This window comes from Nitrospiraceae bacterium (assembly GCA_019637075.1).
GTDB lineage: Bacteria > Nitrospirota > Nitrospiria > Nitrospirales > Nitrospiraceae > JAHBWI01.
On sequence record JAHBWI010000002.1, the window covers coordinates 577,060 to 590,276 of the forward strand.

The following is a 13,217-nucleotide window of genomic DNA, read 5'->3' on the forward strand; positions in this document are numbered from 1 at the left end:
GCCAAGATGGAGGGCGCCGATGAAATTGAACGACCATCCAACCGTGAAACACTTTCGTGAGGTCCAGGCCTCCGCGGTCGCGGACCTTCCTCAAACCGTTTTGGACGCGGACGAACTCCGACAGCTCTGCCTCGAAGCGGGCGCCGATGACGTCGGCTTCGTTGAGATCGATCGGCCGGAGCTGGCCGCGGACCGAGGAGACATCCTCACCCTCCTCCCCTCCGCCACGTCGCTCATCAGTTTTGTGTGCCGCATGAACCGGGAACCGATCCGAAGTCCCGCCCGCTCCGTCGCCAATGTGGAATTCCATCGCACCGGGGACCACACCAACGACGTGGCGCGCCGCATCGTGGCCGTACTGGAACGGCGAGGCATCCGGGCCATGAACCCGGCCATGGGGTTTCCCATGGAGATGGACCGCTTCCCTGGAAAAATCTGGGTGGTCTCGCACAAGCCGGTCGCCGTGGCAGCCGGACTGGGGCAAATGGGCCTCCACCGAAACGTCATCCATCCCAAGTTCGGCAACTTCATCCTGCTCGGCACCATCGTGCTGGATCGAGCCATCAATCGCTATGACCGGCCCCTCGCCTACAATCCTTGCCTCGAATGCAAACTCTGCGTGACCGCCTGCCCGACCGGCGCGATCGGCGCCGACGGCCGATTCGATTTCTCCGCCTGCTACACGCACAATTATCGGGAATTCATGGGAGGGTTCACCGACTGGGTAGACCAGATCGCTTCCAGCCGCAGCGCGCGGGATTATCGCGCCAGGGTCTCGGATACGGAATCCGCCTCAATGTGGCAAAGCCTGTCTTATGGCGCGAACTACAAGGCCGCCTATTGCCTCGCTGTCTGCCCGGCGGGCGACGACGTGATTGCGCCGTTTCTGCTGGACCGCAAAGGCTTCACGGCCGCGGTTGTCCAACCGCTGACAGAGAAGGTCGAGACCATCTACGTCGTTCCCGGCTCGGATGCCGAGGCCTACGTGCCGGCACACTTCCCCAGGAAGCGCACCAAAACCGTAGGCAATGGACTCCGACCGGGCACGATCGCGGACTTCCTGCGGAGCCTCCCGCTTGTCTTTCAGCGAGGACAGGCCAAACATCTGTCGGCCATCTATCACTTCACGTTCACGGGAGAAGAGCCTTGCCAGGCCACGGTGAGGATTATCGATCAGCGTATTGAGGTACAAGCCGGCCATGTCGGCGCCGGAGATCTGCATATCCGGGCAGACAGCCGAACCTGGCTCGAATTCATTCGCAAGGAGCGGGGTCTGCTCTGGGCGCTGGTGCGCAGGGCCATTCGCTTGTCAGGCTCCCCGCGACTGCTGATGGCATTCGGCCGGTGCGTCCCTTCCTAAACAGGCGGTCCAACCATCGGCACCTCGTGGAGTGCCCCAGGGAACGGAATCGACCGCGAGAGGAGGCAGCATGACAATACGGTATCACCAGGCAATGTTTACACCGGCCGTGCGCGAGACCCAACGGATCGCCTACGGGGCTGAACGTCACGTCTCTCCTCGTCCCGGTTCGGACCGTCTCACGGAGGATGAGGCCGTATTCATCAGCGCGCGCGACAGCTTCTACCTCGCCACGGTTAACGAAGAAGGCTGGCCCTATGTGCAGCATCGCGGTGGCCCGGCCGGATTCCTGCGGGTACTCGACGCCGACACCTTGGCCTTTGCAGACTATGAGGGCAATCGACAATTGCTCACGATGGGACATCTTCGCCGCAACCCGCGTGTTGCGCTCATCCTCATGGATTATCCGCAGCAGAGCCGCCTGAAACTGATCGGGCATGCGCGCATCGAACCGGCAGAGGCCCATCCCGACATCGTGGCACAGATCCCGGCGCCTGAGGCCGGAGCGACGGCGACGAGAGTGGTTTTCGTCGACCTCGTCGCCTTCGATTGGAACTGCACCCAGCACATCACGCCTCGCTATACGGTGGAGGAGATCGAACGGTTCGCGGCACCCCTGCGTGCGCGGATCGCGGAACTTGAAGCTCGGTCGGCCGAACCGCCGCAACGAGTCTCAACATGAAAGGAGAAGAGATTGTTCGGATTTGGTACAGAGCCGGTAAAGGGCTTGATCTCACCCTTCCAGACATGCTTGACTGCGTTATTCCATCCGCAGTCTTCCTGGGGGGTTATCGATCATGCGATCCGGATTTTTATGGGGATTCCTACTGCTCTTTCTTGTCTTTATGTCCGTCCCGACACTCTCTCCCGCCGCCGATGTGCCGGACGCCGCCCTCACCCCACTCAAGCCCCTCGTTGGAGAATGGAAAGGCGCCGATGCCGACGGGAAGTCGTATCGGGTCGTCTATCAACTCACGTCTGGAGGCACCAGCCTCACGGAAACGTTGACGACGCCGGACAGTCCGCCCATGACCACGATGTATTACACCGACGGCGACCAGCTGATGCTCACACACTACTGCTCGCTGAACAACCAGCCGCGCATGAAGGCGACCAGCCCGAAAGAGGGCGACAAGACCGTGGCCTTCGCCTTCGTCGACGCGACGAATCTCAAGAATCCCAGCGACGCCCACATGCATCAGATGACGCTCGACCTGAAGGACCATGATCACTTTACGCAGACCTGGATTCTCAGCAAAGCCGGGAAGGACATCCCGAAAGTCTTCAACTTCGAACGGGTGAAATAGCGCCATGCCACAGACCGCCGACGAAGTCATTGCCGCACAACGCCAGGATTGGAATCGAGTCGCCTCCGGCTGGGACAAATGGGACGCCCTGTTCCAGCAGAACCTGACCGTGATCAACCACCGGCTGGTGGCGGATGCCCGCCTGCGGCCCGGCATGCGGGTGCTCGATCTGGGGTCAGGCACGGGCTATCCCGCATTGTTGGCAGGCCAAGTGGTCGGCCCGAGCGGGTCAGTGATGGGGCTCGATCTCGCGGAGTCGATGTTGTCGGTCGCCACCCGCAAGGCCGCCGAACTCGGACTCCGCCATGTAAACTTCCGCACCGGCGACGTGTCGACGTTGCCCTTCGAAGACGGCGCCTTCGACGCCGTCATCAGCCGCTTCTGTTTGATGTTCCTGCCGGACATCCCCAAGGCCGCGAAGGAAATCGCCCGAGTGCTGGCACCGGGAGGCTACCTGGCCGCGGCGGTCTGGGCCTCGCCCGACAAGAACCCGTCCATCCGTATTCCCATGGACATTCTGAAAACGTTGGTCACGCTGCCGGCACCGGATCCGCAGGCGCCGGGGATCTTCCGCCTGGCGAAAGCCGGCGATTTGCGTAGCATGCTGGCACAGGCGGGCTTCGCGCCCACCACGGACGAGGAATTCGAAGCCGACACCCTGTATGCCTCAGCTGAAGAATACATGGGGAGCCTGATGGACATCGCCGCCCCGCTGCAGAACCTGTTCAAGACGTTGACGACCGCGCAACGGGCGGAAGCCGAGCGCGGAATTCTTAAGGCCGCGGCAGGCTATCGCCGGGGACAGACCATTGCCCTCCCAATTTCGGTACGACTCGTAGGCGGACGGAAGCCGTTGTAACGACCAGTCACCACCAACCCTGAACCGGTCACGAAGGAGTCTACCCATGCGACACACTCTTTTGGCTACGGCACTCGGTTTTGCCCTGTTAACCACCAGCGGCTGCAGCTATCTCTTCTATCCCCACGCGAAAGAGTTTGCCGAAAAGGCCAAGGGCGCCGACAGCGTGGACACCTTGATCAACCTCACCACCATGTTGGAGGCCAGCGCCAAGGCCGCCCAGCCCGGCAAAGGCGTCGACCAACCCCTGGACGACCTGCACAATCAGTTTCACGCCTTCGAAAATTCGCTGTGCTGCGTCGAGAAAGCCAAGCGCGAGACGCCGGCTTATGCGCTTGCCGTCACCCACCACAAGGAAATGACGGCGATCTTCAAGCGGGTGTGGAAATTTAAGGATGACCAGCCCCAACGGAGCCAGCACCTCGAGCTCTTTGCCGCGGAAGTCCGGGAACTGCGCGACTCGCTGCAGGCACTGAAGTAATCCCGCATCCTGCGCAGGCACCCACAGATGGCCGGCGACGGGTTCAAAGATTTCGTCCTGGATCAACTCCAGGACCTGCAAGGCCTCACCTGCCGTGCGATGTTCGGCGGGCACGGGTTGTATTGCCTGGGCTCGTTCTTCGGCATCATTCACCGCGGCCGGCTGTACTTTAAAACCGACGAAGACACACGGCCTCAGTACCGGAATCGGGGGATGGGACCGTTTCGCCCGACCCTCAAACAGACGCTGACCAGTTACTACGAAGTGCCGGTGGACGTGTTGGAAGATGCGGAAATCCTGTCGGCTTGGGCCGCCAGGGCCAGGGATTGTGCGTGACGTGGCTTGCCGCTCCGGAGAAAAGGGCGCGCGGCGGATCCGTCTGGAAGTTCCACCAGCCAATCGTCACGCCTGGGTGTGACGATCTCCATCAACTGACACCCTTTGCCCTGGTTGAGAACGGACGCCCGACCTACCCGCCGGCAGACGCCGCGCCTTCGCTGTGTTGATCCGCCATGGTCTATCGACTTCTGGCCGACTTGACCGTGCTGATCCATCTGGGATTCGTGCTGTTCGTCGTGGCAGGCGGACTGCTCGTGTGGCGATGGCCCAGTCTGGCCAAGTGGCACCTTCCCGCAGCAGCCTGGGGCGCGCTCGTAGAGTTCACCGGATGGATCTGCCCGCTGACACCGCTGGAGCAATGGCTGTGGGCACGGGGCGGGGCACAGGGATCAGAAGGCGACTTCGTGACGACGTATCTGCTGCCGATCCTCTATCCCGCGACGCTCACCAGAACGGTGCAGCTTTTATTGGGGACGGCGGTGCTGCTGGTGAACGGGACGGTTTATGTTTGGGTGTGGCGTCGATGGCGGCGCCGCTGAGATGAATGCACAGGCCTACCGCGCCGGTTCATTGCGCGAAGAAGTAATGACCAGCGCCAGACATCCCTGTTCGCTGTAGGTCATCGGATGCAGGCTGGAGGCCTCAGCCCGATGGTAATCTCCGGCCTTGAGCGATTGTCCGGCGGCGATGCAACTGCCTTCCAACACGTAGAACTCCTCGACCTGCGCATGTCGGTGGGCTGCGATCGTGCCGCCTGGAGCCAGCCGTACCAGCATGGTCATCCTGGCACCGGCAGTATCGTTGAACAGGAGTTTCATCGACGCGCCCCCGCCCAGTTCCTGCCAGCTCAGCCGATCGGAATGGACGAAGGTAAAGTCCCGCTCACCTTCCCGCTCTTGCGGTTCGAGCGCAATGCGCGCCATCAGTCGTTCTTTGAGCGATGCCGGGGGCGCGACCATCGGACCGGCAAACGCGAGCTCTTGCGCGACGTCCTGAAACGCAGCGGCCTCCTGACGGTCCGCAGCCGATGCCCGGTCGATTCGCTGCTCGAATCGCCGGCGCTCCTCGTCACCCAAGGCACCCGCCGCATAGAGGGCTGCGGACTCGGCAAACTCCCGTGGATCACGCGGATCAGTCATGGCCGCAGTCCCTCCTCGTGCGGCGCCAGCACTTCGCGAAGTTTCATCATCCCCAGTCGCACGCGCGTCTTCACCGTCCCGAGCGGAATCTGCAGGCGATCGGCGATTTCACTTTGACTCAATCCCCAATAATACGCCAACGACACCGCCTCGCGCTGCTCGGACGTGAGTGCGGTCAGCGCCTCCCGCACCAGCCGCTGACGTTCGACTCCAGCCGCATATTGCTCCGGCGTCTCCCCCATCCCGGGAAGATCGGCGGCAGACTCTAACGGCGCCTGCGCGCCCCGCTCCAAATATCCGGCGCGAAACCGATCGATCGCCCTCGTCCGTGCCACGGTCATGAGCCAACTGCCCGGCGTGCCTCGTGCGGGATCGTAGCTGCCCGCCTGCCGCCATACCTGCGTATAGACTTCGAGCGTCACGTCCTCGGCCGCAGTCCGTTCGGCGAGCACTCTCAATGCCAGGCCGAACACCTGCGCGCTACTGGCATCATACAGCTCGGCGAGCGCGGACTGGTCGCCGGATGCGATCCGGGCGATCAGCATTCCCCAATGCTGTTCCTGTGTCGGTACGTGAGTCGCGGCCATGGCCATCATGTCGAGCATAGAGCTCCCCCCTGAACTACGAGAGAAGCTTGCCGTTGGATTCGTCTAATCGAGGGGAAAGCGAGCGAAACTCTATCACCTCACCTTTTTTCCCGCAACGACACTTTTTTTCACGTGCCTGAGATCCGTTCGCACGATGCCCGCGTAGACCTGAACAGAAAGCCGGACGTCTCAAGGCCCGGCCATCACCCACTGACCCACAACCAGGAGGAGTCATCATGATCAGACGTCTCGTATCATTCACTCTCGTCGCCGGATTCGCCTCAATGTTGGCCGCTTGCAGCACGACCGGTTCGACCGGTTCCGCCGGCAGCGCACCGATGGCAACGGACAAACCTCTTTACGAGAGACTCGGCGGAAAGCCTGCGATCACTGCCGTGGTGGATGAGTTCGTCGCACGCGTAGCGGCGGATACCCGCATCAACGGCAAGTTTGCCAATGCCAACATTCCCCGCTTGAAGAGCATGTTGGTGGATCAAATTTGCCAAGCCTCCGGGGGCCCTTGCACCTACACCGGCCGCGACATGAAGAGCACCCACGCCGGCATGGGCATCAGCAGCGGCGACTTCGATGCCCTGGTCGGCGACCTGGTCGCCACCTTGAACAAGTTCAAGGTGCCGGAACGGGAAAAGAACGAACTGCTGGGCGCGTTGGGTCCGATGAAGGGGGACATCGTCGAGAAGCCGATGGCCTCAATGCAATAGGCGCGTTGCATCTTCCCTCAAGAGAACTGCGGGGCGGCCGGTGCGGCCGCCCCGCTATGCCCAGGAAAAGCAGCGTGGACGAAGTGCCCAGCCACTGGTTCATGACCGGCTAAGATTCTCGCTCAGCAGCACGCCGTTTTTGGTACGCTCTCCGACTTTCTACGCGTGGACTCCCAGAATGATCGATATAGGGAATGTGTGTCCGGATCATAGTTGAGCTTCATGGTGTAACCCCTCGATCCGGAAAATGCATTGTGAATCGTTGTCTTATCCTCAAGCATCACTAGCTGCCGGCGCAAAGACTTTACGGACGACCTGTGCGGTCTCTATGGAAGAAGAAACCATGGTTGCATAGCGCGATCAAGTCTACTGAAACCTCCGATATTTATTACCTGACCTGCCCCCTGTAGTTGTACCAGTGTGCATGTGAGTCACGCACAACACGGCGCGATTGCTTCCGGTGCCGGCGGGCGATAGCCTAGCGCACTGTGGGGCCGTATCCGGTTGTAGGTTTGCCGCCAGCGCTCCACGAGCACCTTCACCTCCCAGAGTGTATCAAACAGTTCCCGATCCAGCAGTTCATCTCGTAACTTCCCATTGAAACTCTCGATATAGCCGTTTTCCCAAGGGCCGCCCGGCGTGATAAACAACGTGTCGGACACCAACTCGGGCCAGCCCTCGCCGCACGGCCTTTCGCCGCGAACTGGGCCGTTATCTGAACGAATGTGCAGGCACGCCGCGTTGCACAAACAATTCTGCAAGCCGGAATAACACATCATCTGATCGAAGCCGTCGGCCCACATCATACACACACTCACGCGTGTATTCATCCACGATGGTTAGCAGCTTCACCGACGCCCATCTTCGGTGCGGGTGGCCATGAAATCATACGCCCACACACATGGTTCGGATGCTCCGCTCGAAGCCGGATGCACGAGCCATCCGTCAACCAGAGCCGCCGACGGCGGCTGCTTCTTCGGGACCTTCAGGCCCTCGCGTGCCGCCAGATCTCGCTCCACGCGCTTGTGATTCACGCGCCAGCCCTCGTTCCGCAGCAGGCCGGTGATTCGCCGATAGCCGTAGCGGCCATACTGCTGGCCAACTGAATGACGGCGGTCGTCAACGGCGCTTCATCATCGGGCGGCTCGCCGATAGCGCTGTGTAGATCGCGCTTGTCCTAAGGTCCGACATACCCGGCGCTCTGCAAGGCCCAGTTGTCACACAGCAGTGCGCCACCGTTCGTGCCGTCGGCGCGCTGGGCTTAGCGTCCCTCGGCCGCCTCCTTCAGAATTAGTTTATCGACCGTGAGTTCGGCCACCGCGCGTTTCAACCGACTGTTTTCGCGTTCCAGTTCCTTCAGGCGTCTGGCGTGATCCACCGTCAGCCCCCCGTATTCGTTACGCCAGCGATAGTAGGTTTGTTCCGTAATGCTGAGCCCGCGACAGACCTGTGCCACCGCTTGGCCCTTACTCAGCGCGACTTCGGCTTCCCGCAGCTTCGCAAGAATCTGTTCGACGGTGTGACGGAGACGTGGCATACGGCCCTCCTTTCGGCCCGACCCTAACATAGGATCTGGACCCGTTTAAGGGGGGCAGGTCAATACCGCAAGCCCTGTGTCAGGATCATAAATGGCAGGTTAATCAATCTGTCTAACTCACAACCACAGCTTTATCTTCCAAACGTCCGTTCTGCCCAAAGTAGAAATATCCGTGCACGGTCCCATCGACAAAGACAAGAATCTTGTTAGCGTGTTTGCCTGTCGGCAACAAACGAAGCTCAGAAGGGTGGGAATTATTTATCGAACTAAGCGTACGAAATTCTACGGCAGTAGACTGCCTTATTGAAGTGAAGTATTGATAGATCCCTCGCGTCTGGTCAAACGCAATGTGTCCCAAAGGTTGCCCTAGCTGTTTCTTAAGCTCCTCTTCAGTAATCCCAGCGACGATCGATTGGAATTTCTTTTGAGCACGGATCTCGTCCGGATGATACACCGCCGTGTCGCAGGCCAGCAGCAGCGCACACAAGAAAGCAGCACATACAACACCAAAAAGACTACGGGCTTTGAACGCGCTCGATTCTAATACCTTGTAATGCATCGTTGATAGCAATCTTGTGCCAAAGGACATGCCAATCCAAAGATGTTGGCTTGCTCATCGAGCACAGAATCTCGACGCTGTGCAGGGTCAAAAATGTACCCCTTCAAAGTCAATTGATAAGCTTCCCTCGCAACTCCTGCTGAGAATCCTGCAGCCGTGCCACATTGCTTACCGACCTCACAAGAAACTACACAGTGAACTCGTTTATCGTTATTCCGCCATCCTTGGCTACCAGCCTGGATCCAAACGTCATCCCGAACGCGTGTGACGCAGGCATAGGCTGGCCCTATTGTATCGTTTATTGGGCGGATTGGACGATGCGGTCTTCGCGGGAATTCGCCTAATGGATCGTCTAAGTTAGCAGGGTTATCCAACACATATTGATAGAGATTCCATTCGCCACGACTGAGGCCGCGCGAATCCTTCTGAAAGAATCGCCCAGCCACAAAGTCGTAGAATCTAGCCCGTGCATGGTAAAGGCTGCTTTCCGTGTCAAATTCACGCCCCGTGTACGTATATGGCTGCTCCACTGTTCCCGGGGATTCCAGAATGTTGCCGTAGGCGTCGTAAGCATACGCTTTGGCAACAGTCCCTGCATTGTCGGTCAGTTCGGTCACCGTCCCTAATCCATCTTGGTGATAGAAGAAGGTGCTCCCCGCTTTGGTGACGGCAATTGGCTCATCAATGCCCGGGCCGTGCGTGTACCGGGCTTGCAACACATTCGTTCCATCATATTCCAAGAGGATATCTTCGCCATCATAGACATACCGACGGGTCTGGCCGTTCCCAATCTTTTCGATCCGCCTTCCCAACCCATCGTACCGATAACTGGAGGTGGTCACCGGCGTGGGATTGCCAGATGCAAATTCCTGCACTTGTGTCAGCCGATTCTCGGTATCGTACGTGTAGACGGTGAAGTTGCTCGTGGCGAGAGAAGTTTTCCGGGTCAGGTTCCCGTTATCGTCATACTGATAGGTGAACTGGGCATCGGCAGTGAGTTGATTGGCCGCGTTGTGACTGCTGCTATTGGTCGTCCTATTCCCGACTGGATCGTACGCGAAATTCTGCGAGTTCAGCAACAGCGGATGGCTGGCTGTCGTCAGCCGATCAAGAACGTCGTAGCCGAAGTTCTGACTTCCTCTGCGATCAGTGAGACTCGTCCGATTGCCCACGTTATTGTAAACGTAATCAGCCTTGTTGATCTGCGCACTCGTCGCTGTCAATTGATGCAGGATATTGGTGACCTGGGACGCGGGATCATACGTGTAGGTTGTGCGCGTCCCATTCGGCAGTGTCATGGCCGTTCTGCGACTCAACGCATCGTAAGTCCAGCCCACGTTCCCAACTGGGCTGGATAAGCTGCTCAGTCGGTTCAGCACGTCGTACCCATACGATTGTGCGGCGGTTCCATCGTTGAGGGTCAGTCTGTTCCCGTTTACATCGTACGTGTACGTCAGCGTCACGGCGGGCTGGTTGCTCGATCCCGCCGTGCTGGTGGTCAACAGCCGGTTCGCCTGATCATAGGTCATCGCGAGCACGCTATCGGGATCGGTCACAGTGGTCACATTGCCCACGCTGTCGTACGTGTAGCTCGTGACGAGACTGCCCGGCAGGGTCTTCGAGAGCAACTGATTCACGGCGTCATAGGCAAAGACGATCTGATCCAGTTTCGGAGTGACCCGCTTGGTGAGATTGTCGTTGCCGTCATACTCATACGTTTCTACTTTTCCGAGCGGATCGGTCGTCGAGAGCAACCGGTTCCGGCTGTCGTAGGCAAAGGTCGTGACCTGGTTCTTGGCATCCTTGACGGTCAGCAAATTCCCATTGCCGTCGTAGGCGTATTCGGTCACGCCGCTGTGACCTGCCCCCTGTAGTTGTACCAGTGTGCATGTGAGTCACGCACAACACGGCGCGATTGCTTCCGGTGCCGGCGGGCGATAGCCTAGCGCACTGTGGGGCCGTATCCGGTTGTAGGTTTGCCGCCAGCGCTCCACGAGCACCTTCACCTCCCAGAGTGTATCAAACAGTTCCCGATCCAGCAGTTCATCTCGTAACTTCCCATTGAAACTCTCGATATAGCCGTTTTCCCAAGGGCTGCCCGGCGTGATAAACAACGTGCGGACACCAACTCGGGCCAGCCCCTGCCGCACGGCCTTCGCCGCGAACTCCGGGCCGTTATCCGAACGAATGTGCTGTGGCACGCCGCGTTGCACAAACAATTCTGCAAGCCGGAATAACACATCATCCGATCGAAGCCGTCGGCCCACATCAATGGCCACACACTCACGCGTGTATTCATCCACGATGGTTAGCAGCTTCACCGGACGCCCATCTTCGGTGCGGGTGGCCATGAAATCATACGCCCACACATGGTTCGGATGCTCCGCTCGAAGCCGGATGCACGAGCCATCCGTCAACCAGAGCCGCCGACGCGGCGGCTGCTTCTTCGGGACCTTCAGGCCCTCGCGCCGCCAGATCCGCTCCACGCGCTTGTGATTCACGCGCCAGCCCTCGTTCCGCAGCAGGCCGGTGATCTGCCGATAGCCGTAGCGGCCATACTGGCTGGCCAACTGAATGATGGCGGTCGTCAACGGCGCTTCATCATCGGGCGGCTCTCGCTGATAGCGCTGTGTAGATCGCGCTTGTCCTAAGGTCCGACATACCCGGCGCTCTGCAAGGCCCAGCGTCACACAGCAGTGCGCCACCGTCTGCCGTCGGCGCGCTGGGCTTAGAAGTGTCCCTCGGCCGCCTCCTTCAGAATTAGTTTATCGACCGTGAGTTCGGCCACCGCGCGTTTCAACCGACTGTTTTCGCGTTCCAGTTCCTTCAGGCGTCTGGCCTGATCCACCTTCAGCCCCCCGTATTCGTTACGCCAGCGATAGTAGGTTTGTTCCGTAATGCTGAGCCCGCGACAGACCTGTGCCACCGCTTGGCCCTTACTCAGCGCGACTTCGGCTTCACGCAGCTTGGCAAGAATCTGTTCGACGGTGTGACGGAGACGTGGCATACGGCCCTCCTTTCGGCCCGACCCTAACATAGGATCTGGACCCGTTTAAGGGGGGCAGGTCAATTCATCACGGCTCTCATTAATAGACCCGGCCCGCATACTATTCCTACGAACTCAGTCTCCTCCCAGCGCCCACCAGTTATCCAAATCACTTCCCGCTCCGCTGATCGAGAGGCTGCTCCCTCGATCTCTATGGATACACCATTGGTCGGAAAAACTTCTTCTGTAATGGCCCTCACAGAACAGACGACCGGTCTCCTCTAGAGTGACCGCATGGCACGCCTCACCATTTTGGCACACCAGGGCTGTCTCTCCATCCGCTCCGTGCAGAAGCTGGCGGAAGAGATACGCGGACAACTCCCGGACTGGACCATTGAGCTGATACCCGCAGAGCTCAGTGCTGAGTCCAGCGGGCTCGTTGCATTCCCGGCGTTTCTCGTCGACGGGACATTGGTCGCGACAGGTCTTCCTGAAAGAGAATGGCTCCTGAAGCGACTCCGAGCGCACAGATGAGAGAGAGGAAGAATCACTGCGAGAAGACCAACGCCCATGGCGAGGCCGCACAGGAGGCGATGTTAAGAGGCAAGTCGAACCAGCGCGTCCGGCCGGAGAATGACGACAGTGCGACCATCCATATGGATCAGCCTCTCTTCCCTGAACCGCCCTAACGTCGCACTCACCGTTTCGCGACTACAGCCGATAAGATTGGCCATTTCTTGATGGGTCAGCTTCACCTTGAGACGCACACCTTGCGGGTCCGGAGCGCCTTCGTTTCTGCCCAATTCCGAGAGCAGATGCGCCAGCCGAGCCGGCACGTCGCGGAACACCAGGTCCTCCACACGACTCTGGATCTTCTTCAGCCTCAGTCCGATCAGCTTCGTCAGTTTGATGGTCACATTTGGGTGCATGGCTAAGTACTGGTCGAACTCCTTGCGAGGGATCACGCAAAGCAATGCATCGTCGAGAGCCTCCGCTGAGGTGGACCTGGGAGTATCCTGCAGCACGTCGAGTTCCCCAAAGACTTCGCCTGCCTCGATGATTTCGAAGGTGATTTCCTTTCCATTTGCCGCCGTATTGGCGATTTTGACCCGGCCGCGCTTGAGCAGATATACGCTGCTGCTTGGATCGCCTGGAAGATACAGCGGCTGCCGTTTTCTGACTTCTTCCATGCGGGTAATCTTCTCCATCTCGTGCATGGCTGAGGGAGAGATCCCGTCAAACAAACGAATATGTTTCAGAAACCACAGTTTATTCGGCATGGATGGCAACCGCTCCATGTGCGCACCTCATTGTTGGAATTCTATACGGCTCATCTATCCC

At 59.2% G+C, this 13,217-nt stretch carries 14 protein-coding genes and 1 pseudogene; 8 read left to right on the forward strand and 7 right to left on the reverse strand.

Annotated features, from left to right (window positions below; genetic code table 11):
• Positions 1–19 precede the first annotated feature (19 nt).
• From KF814_06980 to KF814_07010, 7 genes are all read left to right on the forward strand, one after another.
• On the forward strand, positions 20–1,360 hold the full coding sequence (locus tag KF814_06980) for an SCP2 sterol-binding domain-containing protein (GenBank protein MBX3235878.1): 1,341 nt from the start codon (positions 20–22) through the stop codon (positions 1,358–1,360).
• 70 nt (positions 1,361–1,430) lie between these two features.
• Positions 1,431–2,042: a pyridoxamine 5'-phosphate oxidase family protein gene (locus KF814_06985; protein MBX3235879.1), complete on the forward strand. Its 612-nt coding sequence runs from the start codon at positions 1,431–1,433 to the stop codon at positions 2,040–2,042.
• A gap of 115 nt (positions 2,043–2,157) precedes the next feature.
• Entirely contained in the window at positions 2,158–2,667 is a 510-nt protein-coding gene (locus tag KF814_06990) for a hypothetical protein (GenBank protein MBX3235880.1), read from the forward strand.
• A 4-nt stretch (positions 2,668–2,671) separates the two neighbouring features.
• A complete protein-coding gene (locus KF814_06995; protein ID MBX3235881.1) occupies positions 2,672–3,526 on the forward strand; it encodes a methyltransferase domain-containing protein in 855 nt (284 codons plus the stop codon).
• Positions 3,527–3,572: 46 nt separating this feature from the next.
• A complete protein-coding gene (locus tag KF814_07000; GenBank protein ID MBX3235882.1) occupies positions 3,573–4,007 on the forward strand; it encodes a hypothetical protein in 435 nt (144 codons plus the stop codon).
• A gap of 27 nt (positions 4,008–4,034) precedes the next feature.
• Positions 4,035–4,343, forward strand: coding sequence for a TfoX/Sxy family protein (locus tag KF814_07005; protein ID MBX3235883.1), 309 nt, complete (start codon positions 4,035–4,037; stop codon positions 4,341–4,343).
• 176 nt (positions 4,344–4,519) lie between these two features.
• Complete coding sequence (locus tag KF814_07010; GenBank protein ID MBX3235884.1) at positions 4,520–4,885, forward strand: DUF2784 domain-containing protein; 366 nt, start codon at positions 4,520–4,522, stop codon at positions 4,883–4,885.
• Between the two features lie 15 nt (positions 4,886–4,900).
• Here the strand turns inward: KF814_07010 and KF814_07015 are convergent, their stop codons facing one another.
• Together KF814_07015 and KF814_07020 are read right to left on the reverse strand one after the other, a co-directional pair.
• On the reverse strand, positions 4,901–5,485 hold the full coding sequence (locus KF814_07015; GenBank protein ID MBX3235885.1) for a cupin domain-containing protein: 585 nt from the start codon (positions 5,483–5,485) through the stop codon (positions 4,901–4,903).
• A complete protein-coding gene (locus KF814_07020) occupies positions 5,482–6,090 on the reverse strand; it encodes a sigma-70 family RNA polymerase sigma factor (GenBank protein MBX3235886.1) in 609 nt (202 codons plus the stop codon). Before KF814_07020 ends, KF814_07015 begins: the two co-directional genes overlap by 4 nt.
• Before the next feature lie 218 nt (positions 6,091–6,308).
• Between KF814_07020 and KF814_07025 the strand changes: the two genes are divergently transcribed.
• Entirely contained in the window at positions 6,309–6,794 is a 486-nt protein-coding gene (locus tag KF814_07025) for a group 1 truncated hemoglobin (GenBank protein ID MBX3235887.1), read from the forward strand.
• Positions 6,795–7,225: 431 nt separating this feature from the next.
• On the opposite strand, the pseudogene KF814_07030 reads toward KF814_07025, so the two are convergent.
• The 5 genes and pseudogenes from KF814_07030 to KF814_07050 form a co-directional block, all read right to left on the reverse strand.
• Positions 7,226–8,331: pseudogene (locus KF814_07030) on the reverse strand (IS3 family transposase).
• A gap of 112 nt (positions 8,332–8,443) precedes the next feature.
• Positions 8,444–8,890: a hypothetical protein gene (locus tag KF814_07035; GenBank protein MBX3235888.1), complete on the reverse strand. Its 447-nt coding sequence runs from the start codon at positions 8,888–8,890 to the stop codon at positions 8,444–8,446.
• The gene (locus tag KF814_07040; protein MBX3235889.1) at positions 8,872–10,740 is read right to left on the reverse strand and encodes an RHS repeat protein; all 1,869 of its coding nucleotides are present in this window, start codon (positions 10,738–10,740) and stop codon (positions 8,872–8,874) included. The genes KF814_07035 and KF814_07040 overlap by 19 nt, the downstream gene beginning before the upstream one ends.
• Positions 10,741–10,785: 45 nt before the next feature.
• Positions 10,786–11,897, reverse strand: a protein-coding gene (locus KF814_07045; protein MBX3235890.1) for an IS3 family transposase whose coding sequence is annotated in 2 segments (ribosomal slippage) — positions 10,786–11,636 and positions 11,636–11,897 — 1,113 coding nt in all. Because the reading frame shifts where the segments join, the coding sequence is not laid out codon by codon here.
• 575 nt (positions 11,898–12,472) lie between these two features.
• Complete coding sequence (locus KF814_07050) at positions 12,473–13,174, reverse strand: Crp/Fnr family transcriptional regulator (GenBank protein ID MBX3235891.1); 702 nt, start codon at positions 13,172–13,174, stop codon at positions 12,473–12,475.
• Positions 13,175–13,217: the final 43 nt, after the last annotated feature.